The sequence below is a fragment of the Asanoa sp. WMMD1127 genome (assembly GCF_029626225.1).
Taxonomy (GTDB): domain Bacteria; phylum Actinomycetota; class Actinomycetes; order Mycobacteriales; family Micromonosporaceae; genus Asanoa.
On sequence record NZ_JARUBP010000001.1, the window covers coordinates 6,373,570 to 6,393,630 of the forward strand.

Annotated in this window: 18 protein-coding genes; 9 read left to right on the forward strand and 9 right to left on the reverse strand. The window is 72.9% G+C overall.

All coding sequences use genetic code 11. The annotated features are described in order from the left end of the window. The first annotated feature begins 96 nt into the window (after positions 1–96). The 7 genes from O7635_RS30500 (at position 97) to O7635_RS30530 (ending at position 7,214) form a co-directional block, all read left to right on the forward strand. Complete coding sequence (locus tag O7635_RS30500) at positions 97–1,455, forward strand: extracellular solute-binding protein (RefSeq protein ID WP_278083942.1); 1,359 nt, start codon at positions 97–99, stop codon at positions 1,453–1,455. Further along, the gene (locus O7635_RS30505) at positions 1,456–2,424 is read left to right on the forward strand and encodes a sugar ABC transporter permease (RefSeq protein ID WP_278083943.1); all 969 of its coding nucleotides are present in this window, start codon (positions 1,456–1,458) and stop codon (positions 2,422–2,424) included. After that, the gene (locus O7635_RS30510; RefSeq protein WP_278083944.1) at positions 2,421–3,248 is read left to right on the forward strand and encodes a carbohydrate ABC transporter permease; all 828 of its coding nucleotides are present in this window, start codon (positions 2,421–2,423) and stop codon (positions 3,246–3,248) included. Before O7635_RS30505 ends, O7635_RS30510 begins: the two co-directional genes overlap by 4 nt. Beyond that, positions 3,232–4,110: an NAD(P)-dependent oxidoreductase gene (locus O7635_RS30515; RefSeq protein ID WP_278083945.1), complete on the forward strand. Its 879-nt coding sequence runs from the start codon at positions 3,232–3,234 to the stop codon at positions 4,108–4,110. Before O7635_RS30510 ends, O7635_RS30515 begins: the two co-directional genes overlap by 17 nt. Then, positions 4,107–5,357: an enolase C-terminal domain-like protein gene (locus O7635_RS30520; RefSeq protein WP_278083946.1), complete on the forward strand. Its 1,251-nt coding sequence runs from the start codon at positions 4,107–4,109 to the stop codon at positions 5,355–5,357. The genes O7635_RS30515 and O7635_RS30520 overlap by 4 nt, the downstream gene beginning before the upstream one ends. Positions 5,358–5,463: 106 nt before the next feature. Then, positions 5,464–6,450 (forward strand): ATP-binding cassette domain-containing protein, encoded by a 987-nt coding sequence (locus O7635_RS30525; RefSeq protein ID WP_278083947.1) that lies wholly within the window; start codon positions 5,464–5,466, stop codon positions 6,448–6,450. Beyond that, positions 6,447–7,214, forward strand: coding sequence for an ABC transporter permease (locus O7635_RS30530; protein WP_278083948.1), 768 nt, complete (start codon positions 6,447–6,449; stop codon positions 7,212–7,214). The genes O7635_RS30525 and O7635_RS30530 overlap by 4 nt, the downstream gene beginning before the upstream one ends. Here the strand turns inward: O7635_RS30530 and O7635_RS30535 are convergent. Both O7635_RS30535 and O7635_RS30540 read right to left on the reverse strand, forming a co-directional pair. Further along, positions 7,169–10,252 (reverse strand): BTAD domain-containing putative transcriptional regulator, encoded by a 3,084-nt coding sequence (locus O7635_RS30535; RefSeq protein ID WP_278083949.1) that lies wholly within the window; start codon positions 10,250–10,252, stop codon positions 7,169–7,171. The two genes, O7635_RS30530 and O7635_RS30535, sit on opposite strands and share 46 nt — an antisense overlap. 59 nt (positions 10,253–10,311) lie before the next feature. Then, positions 10,312–11,235: an EamA family transporter gene (locus tag O7635_RS30540; RefSeq protein WP_278083950.1), complete on the reverse strand. Its 924-nt coding sequence runs from the start codon at positions 11,233–11,235 to the stop codon at positions 10,312–10,314. Positions 11,236–11,307: 72 nt separating this feature from the next. On the opposite strand from O7635_RS30540, the gene O7635_RS30545 reads away from it, so the two are divergent. Further along, entirely contained in the window at positions 11,308–12,228 is a 921-nt protein-coding gene (locus tag O7635_RS30545; RefSeq protein ID WP_278083951.1) for a LysR substrate-binding domain-containing protein, read from the forward strand. A gap of 141 nt (positions 12,229–12,369) precedes the next feature. Next, a complete protein-coding gene (locus O7635_RS30550) occupies positions 12,370–13,149 on the forward strand; it encodes an alpha/beta hydrolase (RefSeq protein WP_278083952.1) in 780 nt (259 codons plus the stop codon). Here the strand turns inward: O7635_RS30550 and O7635_RS30555 are convergent. Genes O7635_RS30555 through O7635_RS30585 form a run of 7 tightly spaced genes read right to left on the reverse strand, consistent with a single transcriptional unit; the run spans position 13,102 to position 20,059 of the window. Further along, positions 13,102–13,965, reverse strand: coding sequence for an alpha/beta hydrolase (locus O7635_RS30555; RefSeq protein ID WP_347405311.1), 864 nt, complete (start codon positions 13,963–13,965; stop codon positions 13,102–13,104). The two genes, O7635_RS30550 and O7635_RS30555, sit on opposite strands and share 48 nt — an antisense overlap. A gap of 12 nt (positions 13,966–13,977) precedes the next feature. Continuing rightward, positions 13,978–15,135 carry an L-rhamnose isomerase gene (gene rhaI, locus O7635_RS30560; protein ID WP_278083953.1) on the reverse strand — a complete coding sequence of 386 codons (1,158 nt, stop codon included), beginning with the start codon at positions 15,133–15,135 and terminating at the stop codon, positions 13,978–13,980. Beyond that, positions 15,135–15,461 (reverse strand): L-rhamnose mutarotase, encoded by a 327-nt coding sequence (locus tag O7635_RS30565; RefSeq protein ID WP_278083954.1) that lies wholly within the window; start codon positions 15,459–15,461, stop codon positions 15,135–15,137. The genes rhaI and O7635_RS30565 overlap by 1 nt, the downstream gene beginning before the upstream one ends. Before the next feature lie 21 nt (positions 15,462–15,482). Further along, complete coding sequence (gene rhaS, locus O7635_RS30570; RefSeq protein ID WP_278083955.1) at positions 15,483–16,544, reverse strand: rhamnose ABC transporter substrate-binding protein; 1,062 nt, start codon at positions 16,542–16,544, stop codon at positions 15,483–15,485. Beyond that, complete coding sequence (locus O7635_RS30575; RefSeq protein ID WP_278083956.1) at positions 16,541–17,578, reverse strand: ABC transporter permease; 1,038 nt, start codon at positions 17,576–17,578, stop codon at positions 16,541–16,543. The genes rhaS and O7635_RS30575 overlap by 4 nt, the downstream gene beginning before the upstream one ends. Further along, positions 17,568–18,581, reverse strand: a complete 1,014-nt coding sequence (locus O7635_RS30580; RefSeq protein ID WP_278083957.1) for an ABC transporter permease — start codon at positions 18,579–18,581, stop codon at positions 17,568–17,570. Before O7635_RS30580 ends, O7635_RS30575 begins: the two co-directional genes overlap by 11 nt. Further along, on the reverse strand, positions 18,578–20,059 hold the full coding sequence (locus O7635_RS30585) for a sugar ABC transporter ATP-binding protein (RefSeq protein ID WP_278083958.1): 1,482 nt from the start codon (positions 20,057–20,059) through the stop codon (positions 18,578–18,580). Before O7635_RS30585 ends, O7635_RS30580 begins: the two co-directional genes overlap by 4 nt. Positions 20,060–20,061: the final 2 nt, after the last annotated feature.

The following is a 20,061-nucleotide window of genomic DNA, read 5'->3' on the forward strand; positions in this document are numbered from 1 at the left end:
AGAGGGTCTTGACTTCCATGGGATTGCGCGTAGATTGCCGGTCAGTCTTAACGATTTGCTAGCCCGATAGATCCCCTTCGTCCCGGGAGGGCAACCATGATCGGTAACAGACGCATCCTCGCGGTGGTGGCCGCCGCCGCGCTCACCCTGACCGCCACCGCGTGCGGTGGCGACGACGAGGGCGGCGAGGCCGGCGCCGCCTTGACGATGTGGACGTTCAAGCGCACCCACGTCGAGGCGCTCCAGCAGGCCGCGACCGCGTTCAAGGCCAAGACCGGCATCGACGTGAAGATCGAGGCCTTCACGCCCGACGACGTCTTCACCGCGAAGATCCAGAGCGCGGCGCAGACCAAGGACCTGCCCGACGTGCTCGAGCTGCACTCCGGCGGGGAGGACCTGCGGGTCGGCGGCGGCGGGCTGCTCACCGACCTCAAGGGCGACTTCGACGGCAAGCTCGACCGGTTCCTGCCCAGCACCCGCGAGTCCGGCCGGGTGACGCAGCAGCGCAAGGACAGCATCGAGGAGCTGGCCGGCGCGTCGGTCGGCAGCCTCTACAGTGTCCCGTTCACCGCCGGCACGTTCGGCATCGTCTACGCCAACAAGAAGAAGCTGGAGGCCGCCGGGCTCGACCCCACCAAGCCGCCGGCCACCTGGGAGGAGTTCCTCGACCAGCTCAAGGCGACCACGGCCGCCGACAAGCAGCAGGGCGGGCTGTCCCTCGGGCTCAAGGTGACCCAGACCGGCTTCAACTGGATCTACGAGCAGCTGGCGTTCGCGTACCTCGGTCAGCAGAAGTTCGAGGCGCTGTTCGGCAAGGGCACGACGGCCGGCTTCGGCTCCCCTGACGGCGTCCGCACGCTCGACCTCTACGCCCAGCTCAAGCCCTACTGGATCCCGGGCGTCAGCGCCTTGGGGATCGACGAGGCCGACATCGCGTTCGCGCAGGGCAAGTCGGCGTTCAACGTCGGCGGCACGTTCACCCTGGCCTTCCTCGCGCAGAACAACCTGAAGCCCGAGGACGTGCTGGCGTTCCCGATCCCGCCGGCGAAAGGTAGCTCAGTGCGCGACCTCAGGCTCGCGCCGCTCGCGCTGACCGGGCTGTCGGTCACCTCGACGACGGCCAACAAGGACGGCGCCGCCCAGTGGGTCGACTTCCTCACCTCGGCCGAGGGCGCGGGCATCTTCGCCAAGGCGTCGCTCGACCTGCCCGCCACCGACCTCGGCACGCAGGCCGAGTCGCTGATCGGGCCTGAGCTCGCGGCGCTGCAGGAGTTCTTCACCGGCCCGGCCCAGGACACCTACGACGCCGGCAACCGCGGTTTCCGCCCGCCGGACTACGACGAGGTCGAGATGGGCAACCCGTTGCTGAAGCTCGCGCCGCTGGGCGAGGCCGACGCGGCCACCACGGGCCGGACGCTCGACACCGTCATCAAGGCGATGTGGGACGCGAAGTAAGTGGCCACCACCACCGACACCACCCTCGCGGCGCGGCTCGTCATCGAGCCGCGCCGCACCGCCCGCCGCCGGGTGCGTACCCGGCGGGCTTTGGTCGGCTACGCGTTCATCGCCCCGGCCGTCGTGCTCTTCCTCGTGCTGGGCCTCTACACGCTCGTCTACAGCCTCGGCCTGAGCTTCGCCAAGTGGAACGGCTTCTCGCCGAGCTGGGACTGGGTTGGCCTGCAGAACTACCGGGACCTCCTCTGGGCGGACCCGCGGCTCGCGCCGGAGATCCGCAACGCGGCGCTCAACACCGGGATCGCGATGGTGGTGGTCTCGTTCGGCACGGTGCTGATCGCCCTCCCACTGGCCACGCTGCTCAACAGCGTCACCCGGCTGCGCGGCACGCTCCGGTCGGTCTTCTTCCTGCCCTACGTGACGGCCGGCATCGCGGTCTACTACGCCTGGCTCTACGTGCTCGAGCCCGAGGGCGCGGTCAACCTGGCGCTGCGGGCGGTGGGCCTGGGCAGCCTGGCCCGGCCGCAGGGCTTCCTGGCCGACCCCGACACCGCGCTGCCGACGCTGATCGTCATCATGATCTGGGGCAGCGTCCCGGTCGCGATGCTGCTCTACCTGGCCGGCCTGCAGGCGATCGACCCGGCCGTGATCGAGGCCGCCGCCCTCGACGGCGCCGGCGCGGTCCGCCGGCTGCGCCACATCACCTGGCCGCTGCTGGTACCGATCACGGTCGCGGTGGTGCTGCTCGGGCTGCGCGACACCATGCAGGGCTTCCAGATCTTCCTGATCATGACAAACGGCGGGCCGGCCGGGCACACCGACGTGCTGGGGCTGAAGGCCTACCAGCAGGCGTTCTTCCAGAGCCTGTCACCGACGCTCGGCGTGGCCAGCGCGCTCGGCTGGCTCATCTTCGTCGCCGCGCTGCTGCTCGCGGTGGTCAACGCGCGGGCGTTGCGGGGCCAGCGGTGAGGCGGCGGCCGAGCGCGGGCCAGGTGGTCGCCTACCTCGCCCTGACCGTCTACGCCGCCGTCAGCCTCTACCCGTTCGTCTGGATGGTGTCGGCCGCGTTCAAGGACCGCCTGGAGGTGCTCGAGGGCGGCCACCTGATCCCGCACCGGCCCACCCTGGCGACGATCGCCGACACCTGGAGCCGGCTGCACTTCTTCGACTACTTCCTCAACAGCCTGCAGGTCACCGGGCTCACGGTGCTGGGCGTGCTGGTCGTCTACAGCCTGGCCGGCTACGCGTTCGCGATGATCGACTTTCCGGGCCGGCGGTTCGTGTTCTGGTTCTTCGTCGCGCTGCTGTTCGTGCCCAGCATCACCGTGCTGCTCCCGCTGACGATCCTGGAGAACCGGCTCGGCATCCTCGGCACGCACGCCGGCCTGATCCTCCCGTTCGTCAACGGCACCGCGCCGCTGGCCGTCCTGATGCTGACCAACGCGTTCCGGTCGGTCCCGCTCGACCTGCACGACGCGGCGACGGCCGACGGCGCCGGCGAGTGGCGCATCTTCTGGCGGGTCTACCTGCCGCTGGCCCGGCCGACCCTGATCACCATCGGCGTGCTGACCGCGGTGCCGACCTGGAACGAGTACGTGCTGACCCGGGTGTCCCTGAACGACGAGTCCCGCTACACGCTGCCGCTCGCGCTGGAGCGGCTGGCGTCCGGCACCGTCCCCTCGTACAACGAGATCATGGCGGGCTCGCTGATCCTGGTGATCCCGGTGATCGTGCTGTTCCTGGCCCTGCAGCGCTACTTCGTCAACGGGCTGTCCGGTGCGGTCAAGAACTGACCGGGTGCTGGTCACCGGCGCGGCCGGACTGCTCGGCCGGGCGGTGCTCGCCGCCCTCGCCGGCCGCCCGGTCACCGCCCTGGACCGCGCCGACCCGGGCGACCTGCCGGCCGACCGCGTCGTGACGGGGGACGCGGGCGACCCGGCGGTGGTCCGGGCGGCGCTGGAGGGCGTCGGCGCCGTGGTGCACCTCGCGGCCATCCCGGCGCCGACGCTCGACACGCCGCTGCGGGTCTTCGGCGGCAACACCCGGGCCACGTTCGTCGTGCTGCACGAGGCCGCGCTCGCCGGGGTGCGACACGTCGTGCTGGCCAGCAGCATGTCGGTGCTTGGGCTGGCCTGGGCCCAGGTGCCGCTGCGACCGCTCTACCTGCCCGTCGACGTGCGGCACCCGCTCCAGGTCTCCGACCCGTACGCGCTGTCGAAGCAGGCGGACGAGGCGACGGCGGCGATGGTCGCCCGGCGGCACGGGATCGCGGTGACGGCGCTGCGCTTCCCTTTTCTGGGCGGCGACGAACGGCTGGCCCGGCGGTCCGCCGAGTTCGCCGCCGATCCGGGGTCGGGCGCGCTGGAGCTGTGGACTTACCTGCACACCGCGGACGCGGCCGAGGCGTGCCTGCGGGCGCTGACCGTGCCGCCGCCGGGCGCGCACGTGCTGTTCGTGGCCGCCGACGAGACGCTCGCGCCCTACCCGACCGAGGACCTGCTTGCGAAGTTCCTGCCGGACGTGCCGCTGCGGGCCCGCTTCCCGGGGCGGGCGGTGCCGGTGGCGCTGGAACCGGCCCGGCGGCTGCTGGGCTTCACGGCGGCCCATCCCCTGCCGTTAAGCTCACGTCCGCTCGACGAGGAGGAGCCGGCATGACGATGACGGAGACCCAGCCGCCCTGGGCCGCGCGCGACGGGCTGCGGATCACCGGTGTGCGACCGATCGTCACCGCGCCCGAGGCGACGCTCGTCGTGGTGCGGGTCGACACCTCCGAGCCCGGGTTGTACGGCCTGGGCTGCGCGACGTTCACCCAGCGGGCGACGGCCGTGGCGGCCACCGTCGAACACCTGGCCGCGCTCGTGGTGGGCCGGCACCCCGCCGACATCGAGGACATCACCAGGATGGTGCACCTGTCCTCGTACTGGCGGAACGGGCCGGTGCTCAACAACGCACTGTCCGGATTGGACATGGCGCTCTGGGACATCGCCGGCAAGCGGGCCGGCATGCCCGTCTACGAGCTGCTGGGCGGCCGCGTCCGGTCGGCGGTGCCCATCTATCTGCACGCCAGCGGCGCGACCATCGGCGACACCATCGGCCACGCCAGGGAGCTGATCGGCCAGGGGCTGCGGCACGTCCGCCTGCAGACCGGCGGCCCGGGTGTCGGCACCTACGGCGCGCCCGGTGTGGCGGGCGCCTATCCCACCGCGCCCAACCCGGACGGCTGGGACGTCGAGCACTATCTGGCGCAGACGCCGAAGCTGTTCGCGCAGGCCCGCGCGGCGCTGGGCGACGACGTCTCGCTGCTGCACGACGTCCACAGTCGACTGACGGTCAAGCAGGCGCTGGTGCTGTGCCGGGCGCTGGAGCCCCACCGGCTGTTCTTCGTCGAGGACCCCATCGCGCCGGAGCACTACGACCGGCTGCCGGAGCTGCGTGCGCAGGCGGCGGTGCCGATCGCGGCCGGCGAGCAGGTCGGCTCGGTGCCGGACGCGGCCCGCCTGGTCACCGCGGGCGGCGTGGACCTGCTGCGGCTGCACATCTCCGCGATCGGCGGCCTGACCCCGGCCCGCAAGCTGACGGCGCTGTGCGAGCTGTCGGGCGTGCGTACGGCCTGGCACTCCCCCGCCGACGTGTCACCGGTCGGCATGGCGGCCAACCTGGCGCTCGACGTGTCCAGCCACGCGTTCGGCATCCAGGAGGGTCACGTCTACGCGGACGCGGTGCACGAGGTCTTCCCGGGCACGCTGCGCCCGGTCAACGGCTACCTGACGCCGTCGGACGCCCCGGGCTGGGGCATCGACCTGGACGAACGGGCGGCGGCCAAGCACCCACCGACCCACTACGGCCACGAACGCTGGTCAACCCGCATCCGCCGCCCCGACGGCGCCCTCGAACCCCCGTGAGCCGGTGTCAGGGGGCGACACCGGTGTGAAGCCGGGGTGACACCGGGGGGTCGCATCCTTCCTCGCAGACGTGGCCGACGGGGCCGCGGTGCGGGGAGGAAAGGCGATGGCCAGCGTTCCATCATCGGCGGCGATCGTGGCCAGTGGGCTGCGGAAGTCGTTCGGTGCCAAGGTGGTGCTCGACGGGCTCGATCTCGAGGTCCGGGGCGGCACCGTGTTCGCGCTGCTCGGTCCCAACGGGGCCGGCAAGACGACGGCGGTGCGGATCCTGTCGACCCTGATCCGGTCCGACGGTGGGCAGGCCCGCGTCGCCGGGCACGACGTCGCGGCCGAGGCCGACGCCGTGCGCGGCGCGATCGGGGTGACCGGGCAGTTCTCGGCCGTGGACGACCTGCTCACCGGCGAGGAGAACCTCGTCCTGATGGCGGACCTGCACCACCTCGGCAAGGCCGAGGGGCGGCGGCGGGCGGCCGACCTGCTCGAGCGGTTCGACCTCACCGACGCGGCGAAGAAGCTCGCCTCCACCTATTCCGGCGGCATGCGGCGCAAGCTCGACCTGGCCATGACCCTGGTCGGCGACCCGAGCGTGATCTTCCTCGACGAGCCGACCACCGGGCTGGACCCGCGGAGCCGGCGGACCATGTGGGAGATCATCCGGAGCCTGGTGGCGGGTGGCGTCACGATCTTCCTGACGACGCAGTACCTGGACGAGGCCGACGAGCTCGCCGACCGGATCGCCGTGCTCGACCAGGGTCGGGTCGTCGCCGTCGGGTCCGCGGAGGAGTTGAAACGGGGGCTGCCGGGCGGTCACGTCCGGCTGCGGTTCGCCGACGCGGACGGGCTCGCCGCCGCCGCGGCCGAGTTCGCCGGCGCGGCCCGCGACGACGAGGCGCTCACCCTGGAGGTGCCCGGCGACGGCGGCGTACGCGCGCTGCGGGCCCTGCTGGATCGCCTCGAGCGCGCGGGAATCGAGGTCGAGGACCTGTCGGTGCACACGCCCGATCTCGACGACGTGTTCTTCGCCCTGACCGGGCACCCGACGGGCGATGCCGCCGAGACCGCCGAGACCGCCGAGAAGGAGGCCGTCCGATGAGCGACGCGATGACGATGGTGCGGCGGAACCTGCGGCACAACCGGCGGAATCCGGTCTCCCTGATCATGACGATCGCGCTGCCGGTGTTCATGCTGCTGCTGTTCGTCGGGATCTTCGGCGGCGCGCTCAACGCCGGCTTCGGGTCGGCCGCGCAGGGCGCCGACTACATCGACTATGTGGTGCCGGGCATCCTGCTGATGGCGGTGGGCTACGGCGCCAGCCAGACCGCGATGGCCGTCAACCAGGACGTGACGACCGGCATCATCTCCCGGTTCCGCACGATGCGGATCTCCCGCGCCTCCGTGCTCACCGGGCACGTGGTCGTGTCCACCGCGCGGACCCTGGCCAGCTCCGTGCTGGTGGTGGGCGTGGCCGTCCTGCTGGGCTTCCGGCCCGAGGTCGACCTCGCCGGCTGGCTCGGCGCGGCCGGCCTGGTCGCCCTGCTCACCCTGGCGCTGACCTGGCTGGCCGTGGCGGTCGGCCTGGCCGCGAAGTCGCCCGAGGGCACGACGCCGTTCCTGTTCGTGGTGCAGCTGCTGCCGTTCGTCAGCAGCGCGTTCGTGCCGCCGGAGTCGATGTCGGGCGCCGTGCGCTGGTTCGCCGCCAACGAGCCGTTCACGCCGATCATCGACGCGATGCGGGCCCTGCTGCTCGGCACGCCGGTCCCGCACGGCGGCGTGGTCGCCCTCGCCTGGTGCGTCGGGCTGGGGCTGGCCGGCTACGGCTGGGCGCGGCTGCTGTTCCGCCGGGACCCGGTGACCTGATCCAGGGCGGCGGCCCGCAGGCCATCCAGGTCGAGGCCGGCGTACGACGACACCGCGTCGTCGTACGCCGGCCCGTCGGCCGCGCGGCCGAGTTCGCTGATCCGCTCGGGGGTCAGGTCCGGCTGGAGACCGCGGAGCACGCCGAAGCGCTCCGCGAGCGCGATCAGCCGGGCCGCCCGCGGGCCGGATTCGGCCACGCCGAGGGCGAGCAGGACCGACCCGCAGACGGGGAACATCATCGGCGTCGCCGTCGGCAGCAGCGCGCCCAGCATGGCCGGCAGCGCCGCCACGACGTCGCTGACCTCGTCGAGCCGGCCGTGGCGGGCATGCACGAGCACCGTGACGGCTTCGACCTCATAGGGCCACAGGCCGAACTCGGTGCCGACGGGCGCCGCGGCGCCGAGGGGTCCGACGGCCTGCCGCCACAGCCGCAGGCCGCCCTCGACGTCACCGCGGCCGAGCTGGATCTGAGCGCGGGCGCACAGCGCGAACCGGGCCGCGTCGATCGGGTCGTCGCCCGTGCCGTACGACGCTTCGGCCAGTCCGCGTTCGGCCTCGTCGTACGCGCCGCGCAGCAGGTTGGCCTGGATCAGCGCCCACCGGCCCCGCCTCATCGTCGACCAGCCGAGCCGCTCGGCGATCGACAGGGCGGCGTCGAGGTGGTGGTACGCCGCCTCCCCCGGCTCGACGTAGAGGCACAGCTCGCCGACCCGGCTGTGGGCCAGCGCGCGCATCAGGGGCTGGTCGTCGCCGGCCAGGCCGGCCAGCATCCGCCGGGCCGCGACCAGCGCCCGCTCCGGGTCGTTGACCTGCTCCCACCGGTAGCTGAGGACGTAGTTGGCCATGGCCGCCACCAGCGGCCGGGGGTCGGCGGCCAGCTCCTCCAGCGCGGCCGTGTCGCGGACCCGCAGCGCCAGGTCCAGAGCACGGACCGGGTCGTCCGGCGGCGCCGGCGGCAGCCGGTGGAGGGTGAGCAGGAACCGCAGCGGGCTGAGGTCCGGCATGACGAAGCCGAACAGCGCGCCGAGCACCGCCGCCGTCCGGGCCGCCTCGACCAGGTCGGGGCCCGCCCGGAAGTGCGACAGAAGCCACCCCGTGTCACGGGCCAGCGTCGCGAGGCGACCGAGGTTCGACTCGGTCAGCCACAGGCCGCCGAGCAGGGCCGCCGTGGCCACGACCGCCCCGCCGTCCGCCCGCTCGAGCCCATAGCGCAGTGCCTGCACCAGGTTGTCCTGCTCGGCCCGGACCGCCTCGACGTCCGGGAAACCGAGGTCGGTGTCGGCCCAGCGGGCGCCGGCCGTGCGGGCCCAGCCGAGGAAGCGCGCGATCGCCTGCTCGGTCTCGCCGGCCTCCTCCCGGCGGGCGACGCTGAACTCCCGCACCGTCTCCAGCATCCGGAAGCGGGCGCCTGACGCGCCCTCGCTCAGCCGCACCAGGGACTGGTCGACGAGCTGCTCCAGGACCGCGTCGTCGCCGAGGACGTGCCGGGCGGCGTCGGCGGTGAAGCCGCCGGGGAAGACGGACAGGGTGCGCATCGCCGCCTGGGCGGCCGGATCCAGCAGGTGCCAGCTCCAGTCGATGACCTCGTGCAGCGTGCGATGCCGGCCCGGGGCGTCCCGGCTGCCGCCGCGCAACAGGGCGAACCGGTCGTCGAGCCGCCGGGCGATCTCGGCGACGGACATCACGCGTACGCGCGCCGCCGCCAGCTCCACGGCGAGCGGCAGTCCGTCGAGGCGGCCGCACAGCTCGTTCACCAGCGCGGGCGGCACGTCGGCGTCGGGTCGGGTCGCCCGGGCCCGCTGGCCGAACAGCTCGACCATCGTCGGCAGGTCGAGCTCCGGCAGCGGGTAGACCGACTCCGCGCTCAGCCGCAGCGGGGCCCGGGTCGTGGTGAGCACACGGATGTCGCGGCTCGCCGACACCAGGGCGCCGACGAGGTCGGCGGCGCCCCGCACCACGTGTTCGCAGTTGTCCAGCACCAGCAGGGCGGGGCCGGGACCGAGCGCCTCGACGACCACCGCGAGCAGGTTCGGCGCACCAGGCGTCAGGCCCGCCGGCCGGACGCCGAGGGCGGAGGCCACCTCGCCGGCCACGTCGTCGTCGGCGGTGACGCCGGCCAGGCCGACGACCTGCACCCGTGGTTGCTCGGCCTGGCGGGCGACCGCGTTGGCGAGCCGGGTCTTGCCCAGGCCGCCCGGTCCGAGGATCGACACGACGCGGGAGGTGCGCAGCAGGTCGGCCACCGCGGCGACGTCCTTGTCGCGGCCGAGCATCGTGTTGGGCTCTTCCGCGACCCCGCGGCGGACCGCCGGCGCGTCGACCGCCAGCAGGTCGCGGTGGACCTCCCGCAGCGCGGGGCCGGGGTCGCTGCCCAGCTCGTCGCGCAGCTCGCGACGGTAGGCGTCGTAGCGGCCCAGCGCCGCGGCGGGGCCGAGCACGGCCGCTTCGCAGCGCAGCAGCTCCGCCAGGACCTCCTCGTCGCGCGGGTGCCCGCCGGCCAGCTGGCGGAGTGGCTCGATCGCCTCCGTGGGGCGGCCCAGCCGCGACAGGGCCAGCGCACGGTCCCGGGCCAGCGCGTGGACGGTGGGCGCCGTCGCGGCCCGCAACGCCGACAGCGGGTCGTCGTCGGCGGAGGCGGCCCAACCGGTGGCGCCGTCAGACAGCGCGAGACCGGCCTCGGCCTGGCGCAGCGCCTCCGCGTGGTCGCCGGCCCGGGCCGACCGGTCGCTCGCCTGGGCGTGCAGGGCCACCGCCGACGCGTCGATCTGGTCCGGAGCCAATGCGAGCCGGTAGCCGGTCGGTGTGGAGACGATCACGTCGGGGCCCAGCCGGGCCCGCAACCGCGACACCAGCAGTTGCAGGGCCTTCGTGGGGTGTTCCGGCAGGTTCTCCCGCCAGAGCCCGTCGACCAGCCGGGCGGTGCTGGCGCCGGCGCGCGGCTCGGCGGCCAGGAGGGCCAGCAGGCCCCGCGGTCCGGAGCCGGTGATCTCCTGGCCGCGGAAGGCCACCCGCGACAGCAGGACCAGCTCGACGGTCACTCCGGTGAGTCTAGCCAGCGGCGCGGGGCCGCCTCCGACCGCGAAGCGCCGCGGGCGGGTTAGGAACGGTCCGTTCCAATCGGTATCCGGTTGGAACGGACCGTTCCTAACGCCTCGTTGGCGGAGCGGGACGGGAAGGACAGAAGGCCGGCCAGGACGCCGCCGACGACCAGGAGGCCGCCGAGCACGTCGGTGGGGCGGACCGGCTCCCCGAGGAGCAGGGCGGCGCTGGCGATGCCGAAGATCGGCACCAGCATCGAGAACGGCGCGATCGTCGAGGCGCCGTACCGGCCGATGAGGTGGCCCCAGGCCGCGAACCCGCCCAGGGTGGCGGCGCCGGCGACGAACAGGACGGCGAAGACGGCCGGGAGGTCGACGGCGCGCAACGCCGCCAGGTCGGCGGCCGGGCCGTCGACGAGCAGCGACAGCGCGATCAGCCACGGCGAGGCCAGGGCGCTGACCCACACCATGAAGCGGAGCATGTCGGTCGCACCGGCGCGGCGGGTGGCCACGTTGGACAGTCCCCAGGCGGCGGCCGCGCCGATGACGAGGGCGAAGGCGCCACCCCGCAGGTCGGCGCCGAGGCCCACCCCGACGACGACGATGCCGAGCGCCGCGACGCCGAGGCCGGCGAGCCGGCGGCGACCGGGCCGCTCGCGCAGCAGGAACACCGCCAGCAGCACCGTGAAGACGGCCTGGCTCTGCAGGACCAGCGAGGACAGGCCGGCCGGCATGCCCGCGGCCATGCCGGCGAACAGCAGCGAGAACTTGGTGACGCCGAGGGCCAGCGCGACGGCGAGCACCCAGCGCCACGGCACCCGCGGGCGGCCGACGAAGAAGACCGCCGGCACCGCCGCGACGGTGAACCGCAGCGCGTTGAACAGCAGCGGCGGGAAGTGGTCGAGGCCGACCCGGATGACGACGAAGTTGACGCCCCACAGGGCCGCCACCCCGACGGCCAGGGCGATGTCGCGTGGTTTCACGGCGTCATCGTCGGCGCCACCGACGATGTAGCACCAGCGAGGTTTTCTGAACCCTTCGAGTAGCCTCGCTACATGATCGAGGTCGGTCGGCTGCGCGCGCTCGACGCCGTGGCCAGCTACGGAACCGTACTCGCGGCCAGCGCCGCCCTGCACTGCACGCCGTCGGCCGTGTCGCAGCAGCTCGGCAAGCTCGAGCGGGAGACCGGCGCCACACTGGTCGAGAAGGACGGCCGGCGGATCCGGCTGACCACGGCCGGCCGGGTCCTCGCCGACCACGCGGCCCGGGTGCTGGCCGCTCTCGACGAGGCCGAGGCCGCGCTCGCGGCCCAGCGGGACACGGTCACCGGCCGGCTCACGATCGCCGCGTTCGCGACCGCCTGCCGCGGGCTGCTGCCACACGCGCTGCACCGGTTGGCGGCGGACCACCCGGAGCTGCGTACGGGCCTCGTGGAAGGCGACCCACACCACGCGCTCGACCTGCTCCAGCGCGGCCACGCGGACCTGGCGGTGCTCGACGACTGGCCGGAGGCCGCGCTGACCTTTCCCCCCGGCATCACCGCGGCGGAGCTCGGCGCCGACGTCGCCGACCTGGTCGTGCCGACCGGCCACCGGCTCGCGGCGACGACCGGCCCGGTCCGCCGCGACCAGCTCCGCGGCGAACGCTGGATCGCCGCTCCGCCGGGCGCGATCTGCTACGAGTGGCTGCTGCGGGTGCTGCCCGGCGTCGAGCCGGACTTCCTGGTCGGCGAGTTCGAGACCCAGCTGACCCTGGTCGCGGCCGGCCTGGGCGTGGCCATGCTGCCCCGCCTGGCCCGGCCGACGCTCCCGGCCGGCGTGGTCACGCTGCCGGTCGCGCCGCGGCCGACCCGCCGGGTGACGGTGGCCTGGCGGACGGCGTCGGCCGCCCGACCCGCGGTCAAGGCCGCCGTGGCGGCGCTGCGCGACTCGTGGGAGCGACGAAACCCGGGTGCCGTCGTCGCCGCCGCGGCGTAGCGTGGCCCGCGACCGACCCGGCCCGAGGAGGTGAGACCCATGAACCCAGCATCCGTGGGTGCTCCCCTCGCCGTCCCGGTCCGGCGTTCGACCTAGCCGGTCGCCCGGGAGTGCGCACACCACTCCCGAAAGGCGACAGCCATGCGATCTTTGACTTTCACCGCACAGACGTCGGCGGACGGCGTCACCGAGCGCGACTTCACCGTCGGCGACATGCCGGGCGTCCTCTGGTCGCCCGCGTCCGGCCCCGACCGCGCCCCTCTCGTCTTCATGGGGCACGGCGGCGGCACCCACAAGCGGTGGCCGGCGATGACGGGCCGGGCCCGCCTGCTGGTGGCCAGGGGCTTCCACGTCGCGGTCGTCGACGCGCCCGCGCACGGCGAGCGGCCCCGCACGGCCTACGACGAGCAGGAGGTCGCGGCCCTCTACGCGGCCCGCGCGGCCGGCGAGCCGGAAGGCCCGATCGTCGTCCGCTACAACGCGGACCTCGCCCGGCGGGCCGTGCCCGAGTGGCGGGCGACCCTCGACGCCCTCCAGGAGCTACCGGAGATCGGCGCCGCGGGGCCCGTCGGCTTCTTCGGCCTCAACATGGCCACCGCGATCGGCGTGCCGTTCGTGGCCGCCGACGACCGGATCACCGCCGCGGTGTTCGGCCTCCACTGGCCCGACGCCCTGGCCGGGACGGCGAAGGAGATCACCGTCCCGGTCCAGTACGTGCTGCAGTGGGACGACGAGCACATCCCGCGCGAAGCGGGGCTCGCGCTGTTCGACGCGTTCGGCTCGGCGGAGAAGACGCTGCACGCGAACGCGGGCCGGCACAAGGACCTGCCCCGGTTCGAGAGCGAGGACGCGGTCGCCTTCTTCGCCCGGCACCTAGCCGCGGTCGAGGAAGTCCAGCACGACCGCGGCGAACAGCGGTGAGCTGAAGATGGAGTAGTGGGTCAGGCCCGGCAGGACGGCCAGCGCGTGGCCACCTGCCGGCCGGCCCTCGCCACCCCAGCCGCCGTCCTGTTGGGCGCCGCCGAGCAGCTTGTAGATCTCGACGAACGACGACGGCGGCACCTGGTCGGCGTCGGCGCCGACGACCATCGTGGGGACGGTCAGGCCGCGTACCTTCTCGGTGAAGTCGAAGCTCTGCGCCATGAACGCGCCGATCTTGTCGAGCAGCCGGCCGAAGTCCTCGGGGCGCGGCGCGACCTTCTGGTAGAGCTGGTACATCGGAGTGTCCACCATGAACTCCGCGGCCGCCGCGTTGACCTGGCCCTGCATGGCCCGCAACTCCGGGTAGACCTCGTCCGGCCTCAGATAGGTCGACGCCATCACCATGCGGCCCACCTTGTCGGGGTGGTTGGCCGCCGTGTGCATGGCGACGCCGCCGCCGAGCGAGTAGCCGACCACGTCGGGCCGGTCGAGGCCGAGATGGTCGATCAGCGCGGCGATGTCGGCCGCCATGGCGTCGAGGGTGATCGGGCGGTCGATGTCGGCGGTGCGGCCGTGGCCCTGCAGGTCGACGGTGATGACCTCGTGCTCGGCGGCCAGCAGCGGCAGCACCGGGCCGAACATCTCCCCCGATCCGAGGCCGCCGTGCAGCAGGATCAGCGGCCGGCCGGCGCCGTAGCGCTCGTAGTAGAGGTTGATGCCGTTGACGTCGGCGTAGCCGCCGGTGCCCTCGGCGTCGGCGGTCCAGTCGGTGTCGGTCACGGTGCGGGCCTCCCCTGGGTCGACGATGACCCGCACCATGCTAGGGGGTCAGGCGCCCCAGCCGGCGCCCGTGCCACCCACGCGGGTGTCCTGGACCGTCTCGTAGTAGCCCGACCGCTTGTAGGCGCCGATCGGGTCCGGGTCGAGCCCCATCTCTTCGCGCAGCGACCGCAGCAGGGGCCGGACGTCGGTGTGGTACGCGTCCATCAGCACGTCGTTGGCCTCGAGCACGTCGCCGGCGCGCTGGGCCGCCGCCAACGCGGACGCGTCGACCGACAGCGCCTTGGCCGTGGCCTCCTGCACGTTGAGCACCGAGCGGATCACCGCCTGGATCTTCGGTTCGATGTTGTGGCACTGGTCGAGCATGAAGGCGATCCCGGCGTCGGGGCGCAGCGCGTCCGCCGAGACGATCTCGCACATGATGCGGAACAGCTGGAACGGGTCGGCCGCACCGACCATCAGGTCGTCGTCGGCGTAGAACCGCGAGTTGAAGTCGAACCCGCCCAGCTTCCCGGCCCGCAGCAGCACCGCCACGATGAACTCGATGTTGGTGCCCGGCGCGTGGTGGCCGGTGTCGATCACCACCTGGGCCCGATCGCCCAACGCCAGGCAATGGGCGTACGCCGTGCCCCAGTCCGGCACGTCGGTGGTGTAGAAGGCCGGCTCGAAGAGCTTGTATTCCAACAGCATCCGCTGGTCGGCGCCGAGCCGCTCGTGGACGGCCGCCAACGCCGACGCCAACCGGTCCTGGCGCGCCCGGATGCTGTCCTGCCCCGGGTAGTTGGTGCCGTCGGAGAACCACAGCTTGAGGTCACGCGAGCCCGTCGCGTCCATGATGTCGACGCACTCCAGCAGGTGCGCCAGCGCCTTCGCTCGTACGCCCGGATCGGGGTGGCACACCGAGCCCAGCTTGTAGTCGTCGTCCTGGAACACGTTGGAGTTGATGGCGCCGAGCGCGATCCCGCGTTCCTTGGCATAGCCCGCGAGGTCGGCGTAGTCGTCGACCTTGTCCCACGGGATGTGCAGCGCCACCGTGGGCGCCACGCCGGTGAACCGGTGCACCGTGGCGGCGTCCGCGATCTTCTCGTAGGGGTCCCGGGGCACGCCCGGCTGCGCGAACACCTTGAACCGCGTGCCGGAGTTGCCGAACGCCCACGACGCGGTCTCGACGCGCTGGTCGCGCAGCGCCGCCCGGATGTCGGTCATCAGTGTTCCTCCAGGTGGAAGACCTCGTCGAGGACGACGAACCCGCGGTCGGGCCGCCCGCCCGGCAGGTCGGCGAAGAACGGCGCCATCTCGGCCTGCCAGCGGGCGTTGACCTCGGTCGCCTCCATCGCGTCCAGCGACGCGTCGAGGTCGTCGGTCAGGAAGTAGCCCACCAGCAGGCCGTCGTCGCGCAGGAACAGCGAATAGTCGTGCCAGCCGGCCGCGCGCAGCGCCGCGCGCATGTCGGGCCAGACGGCGGCGTGGCGGCGCCGGTATTCCTCGAGCCGCTCCGGGCGCACCTGGAGCGTGAAACAGATCCGGCGCACGCCACCCTCCACAGTAGAACCTCAGAAGTCGAACTGGTCGATGTTGGACGAGTCGTAGGTGAACGGGTCGCCGAGCACGATCTCGCCGCCCGCGCCCACGGTGTATTCACCGAGCTTGCCGGCGGTGAACTTGTCGCCCTCCTTGCCGGTGATGATGCCCGAGGCGAGGGCGCCACCGGCGTACGCGGCCAGGTAGCCGAGGTCGGCCGGGTTCCACAGCGCGAACGCCTTCACGGTGCCGTCCTTGACGTACGCCCGCATCTGGTTGGGGGTTCCGAGGCCGGTCAGCTGCACCTTGCCCTTGTAGGAGGAGCCCGACAGGTAACGCCCGGCGGCCGCGACACCGACCGTGGTCGGCGAGATGATGCCCTTGAGGTTGGGGTGCTTGGCCAGCAGGCCCTGGGCCTCCTGGAACGACTTCTCGTCCTGGTCGTCGCCGTAGACGGTGTCGACGAGCTTGAGCTTGCTGTATTCGGGCTTCGCGAGCTCGGTCTTCATCATCTCGATCCAGGCGTTCTGGTTGGTCGCGTTCGCCGTCGCCGAGAGAATCGCGATCTCGCCGCCGTCGGGGCCGACCGCGTCGGAGATCAGCTTGATCTGCGACTTCGCGATGCCGTCGGCGGTCGCCTGGTTGACGAACACGTCGCGGCACTCCGGCTTGGTGTCGGAGTCGTACGTGACGATCTTCGCGCCCGCCGTCTTGGCCTCGGTCAGGGCGCCGCAGATCGCGTCCTTGTCGTTGGCCGACACCACGATCACGTCGGTCTGCTGCTGCGACAGTGTGTTGATGTAGGACACCTGGGCCGACGGGCTCGCCTCCGACGGGCCGGTCTGCGAGAACTGGCCCTTGAACTCCTCGACCGCCGACTTGCCGCCCTTGTTGTCGGACGTCTCGAAGTACGGGTTGTTGACCTGCTTCGGCAGGAAGGCGATCTTCAGGCCCTCCTTGATGGTGCCGGAAGAGTTGCCGCCGCCACTATCGGTGCCGGAACCGGCGTCGCCGCCGCCGTCCTCCGCGCACGCGCCGAGCGCGAGGGTCAGCGCCGCGAGCGTGGCGACGACGCGTACACCTGTGATCCTCATGTCTGGGTCCTTTCCTCAGGGGGTCGTCGCCGGCCCAGCCGGGCACGGGTCATCCGCGCCACGTTGGGCCCGACGACGGAAGCGATGAGCAGCGTTCCGGTGACGATGGTCAACGCGTTGGCCGGGACGTCGGCCAGTTGCAACGCGTTGCGTAAGGTGCCGAGGAGCGCGACCGCCGCGACCACACCGAGCAGGCCGCCGCGACCGCCGAAGATGGACACGCCGCCCAGCAGCACCGCCGCCACCACCGACAGCTCGAGGCCGTTGGCGTTGTCGGCGCGGGCCGACGCGAACCGGAACGTCCAGAAGACGCCCGCCAGAGCGGCGACCACACCCGTCGCCACGAACAACCAGAACTTCGTCTTGAGAACCGCGATCCCCGAGTACGCGGCCGCCTCCGCGTTGTTGCCGATCGCGTAGAGCCCCCGGCCGACCGGGGTCGCGTGCAGCAGCACGCCGAACAGCAGCGCCAGCACGGCGACCACGAGCACGAACCAGGGCACCACCGTGCCCGGGATCGGCGCGATCATGTTGGTCGTCCAGTCGACCGGATAGTCGGCCACCGCCCGGTCGCCCAGCACCACGTAGGCGAGACCGCGATAAAGGGCCAGCGTGCCGATCGTGACCGCCAGCGACGGCAGCCCGAAGACCGTCACGAACACGCCGTTGACCGCGCCGAGCACCGCGCCGAGGACCAGGCTGATCGCGATCAGGGCGGGCAGCGAGGTGAGGCCGGCCTGCCACAGCGCGCCGAGCACGCTGCAGGTCAGGCCGACGGTGCTGGCCACGCTCAGGTCGATCTCGCCGGTGATGACGATGAGCGTCATCGGCAGGGCGATCAGCGCGATCGGCATCGCCTCGAGGATCACGAAGCGGTAGAAGCGCGGGTTGCCGACCCCGTCGACGGTCAGGCTGCCGACGACGATCACCAGCACCAGCGCGACGAGCACCAACAGGTCCCAGGAGCCGAGCACGCCCCGACCACGGGTACGGGGTGGGGTCACCGGTTCGCGGACCGGCGTGTCAACGGCCACGGTCGGCGCCTCCTCGGAGTCGGCGGGCCAGGCGCACGGCCAGCGAGCGGTCAAGGCCGATGGCGGCGAGGATGAGCACGCCGACCGCGGCCCGTTGCCAGAACGGGTTGATGCCGAGCACCGGCAGCGCGCTGCCGATCGTGGTCAGCAGCACCGCGCCGAGCGCCGCGCCGTAGACCGATCCGCTGCCGCCGAAGATGGCGACCCCACCGACCACGACGGCGGCGACCACGTTGAGCTCCTGCCCGAGGCCGGCGTTGGCGTCGATGGTGCCGAACCGGGCGGCGTGCAGGACCCCGGCCAGGCCGGCCAGCGCCCCGCTGGTGACGAACGCCCAGAACACCCGCCGGCCGACGGGGATGCCGTGGAGGCGGGCCGCGTCCGGGTCGGACCCGATGGCGTAGAGCTCACGGCCGCTGCGGTACCAGCGCAGGAACAGGCCGGCCGCGACCAGCACGACGACCGCGAACAGCGCCAGCACCGGCACGCCGAGCACGCTGGCGGTGCCGAGCCGGAGGAAGCCGGCGGGCATGTCGGCCGCGTTGATCTGCCGGCCGGTGGCCCAGGTGTAGTCGAGGCCGCGGAAGACGTAGAGCGTGCCGAGGGTGACCACCAGCGCCGGCACCCGGGCCGCGGCGATCAGGCCGCCGTTGACCGCGCCGCAGGCCGCACCGAGGGCCATGCCGATCAGGACGGCCAGCGGGATCGGCAGGTTCGGCGTGCCCTGCAGCAACACGCCGGTGGCGAACGCGGCCAGGCCGAGGATCGAGCCGACCGACAGGTCGACGTTGCGGGTGATGATGACGATCGCCTGGCCGACCGCGAGGATCGCCAGGATCGTCGAGCTGAGCAGCAGGTCCTTGACGTTCTGGGCCGACAGGAACCGGGTGTTGACCGCGAACGTCACGCCGACCAGCAGCACGAGGGCGAGGGCGATGCCCAGCTCGCGGACCACGAAGACGCGGTGGACGGCCGTGGTCGGGGCGGCGGTCTGTGCGGTCATGCGTTCGCTCCCGTCGCGGCGACCATCACGGACTCCTCGTCGGCGCCCGACCCGGGGATGTCGGCGACCAGCCGGCCCTCGCGCATCACCAGCACCCGGTCGGCCATGCCGAGCACCTCGGGCAGCTCGCTGGAGACCATCAGCACCGCCACCCCGTCGGCCGCGAGCTCCGAGAGCAGGCGGTGCACCTCGGCCTTCGTACCCACGTCGATCCCGCGGGTCGGCTCGTCGACGATCAGCACCTTGGGCGTCGTCGCCAGCCACTTGGCCAGCACCACCTTCTGCTGGTTGCCGCCGGACAGCGTCGCCACCGGGTCGGTCGGGCGGCCGGCCTTGACCCGCAGCCGTCGGGTCCAGGTGGCCGCCGCCCGCCGCTCGGCCCCGCCGAAGAGCAGCCCGCCCTTCGCGAGCTGCCAGCGCCGGGGCAGCGTGGCGTTGCGCTCGACCGAGAGCTCCATCACCAGGCCCTGCTGGCGGCGGTCCTCGGGGACGAGCGCGAGGCCGGCGGCGATCGCGGCGGGGGTGTCGCCCGGTGGCAGCGGCTTTCCGTCGACCCGCACCTCGCCGGCGTCGGGCCGGTCGACGCCGAACACGGCCCGCACGACCTCACTGCGGCCGGCGCCGACGAGCCCGGCCAGGGCGACGATCTCGCCGCCGCGCACGGTGAAGCTGACGTCGTCGAAGAAGCCCTGCCGGGTCAGCCCGCTCACCTCGAGCCGGACGTCGCCCGGCGTCGTGTCGACCTTGGGGAACAGCGTGGCGACGTCCCGGCCGACCATCTTGCGGACGACCTCGTCGACGGTCAGCTCGCCGGCCGGCGCGGTGTCGACGTGGCGGCCGTCGCGCAGCACGGTGATCCGGTCGCAGAGGGCGAACACCTCGTCGAAGCGGTGCGAGATGAACAGCACCGCGGCGCCGTCGTCGCGCAGCGACCGGGCGACGGCGAACAGCCGCTCGACCTCCACACCGGACAGTGCCGCCGTCGGCTCGTCCATCACCAACAGCCGGGCGTTGGTGGACAGCGCCTTGGCGATCTCGACGAGCTGCTGGTCGGCGATGGACAGGCCGCGCGCCGGCCGGTCGGGGTCGAGCCCCACGCCGAGCCGGTCGAACAGCTCGCGGGAGCGGGTCCGCATCGCGGCGGTGTCGATCCGGCGCAGGCTCCGGCGGGGCTGCCGGCCCATGAAGATGTTCTCGGCGACCGAGAGGTCCGGGAAGAGCGTGGGTTCCTGGTAGATGACGGCGATGCCGGCCGCGCGCGCGTCGGCCGGGCCGCCGAAGCCGACCGGCGCGCCGTCGAGCAGGATCGTGCCGGAGTCCGGCGGGTGCACGCCCGCCAGGATCCGGACCAGCGTGGACTTGCCGGCGCCGTTCTCACCGACCAGCGCGTGCGCCTCGCCGGCCGCGAGCGCCAGGTCGACGTCGCGCAGCGCGGCCACAGCGCCGAAGGACTTGCTCACCCGCTGCAGCGCCAGCATCG

Coding starts and splice junctions, on each gene's coding strand:
- O7635_RS30500 (WP_278083942.1), top strand. CDS start 97: ATGATCGGTAACAGACGCATCCTCGCGGTGGTGGCCGCCGCCGCGCTC.
- O7635_RS30520 (WP_278083946.1), top strand. CDS start 4,107: ATGACGATGACGGAGACCCAGCCGCCCTGGGCCGCGCGCGACGGGCTG.
- O7635_RS30525 (WP_278083947.1), top strand. CDS start 5,464: ATGGCCAGCGTTCCATCATCGGCGGCGATCGTGGCCAGTGGGCTGCGG.
- O7635_RS30530 (WP_278083948.1), top strand. CDS start 6,447: ATGAGCGACGCGATGACGATGGTGCGGCGGAACCTGCGGCACAACCGG.
- O7635_RS30545 (WP_278083951.1), top strand. CDS start 11,308: ATGATCGAGGTCGGTCGGCTGCGCGCGCTCGACGCCGTGGCCAGCTAC.
- O7635_RS30550 (WP_278083952.1), top strand. CDS start 12,370: ATGCGATCTTTGACTTTCACCGCACAGACGTCGGCGGACGGCGTCACC.
- rhaI (WP_278083953.1), bottom strand. CDS start 15,135: ATGACCGACATCCGGGCGGCGCTGCGCGACCAGCGCGTCGAGACCGCG.
- rhaS (WP_278083955.1), bottom strand. CDS start 16,544: ATGAGGATCACAGGTGTACGCGTCGTCGCCACGCTCGCGGCGCTGACC.
- O7635_RS30580 (WP_278083957.1), bottom strand. CDS start 18,581: ATGACCGCACAGACCGCCGCCCCGACCACGGCCGTCCACCGCGTCTTC.
- O7635_RS30585 (WP_278083958.1), bottom strand. CDS start 20,059: ATGCTGGCGCTGCAGCGGGTGAGCAAGTCCTTCGGCGCTGTGGCCGCG.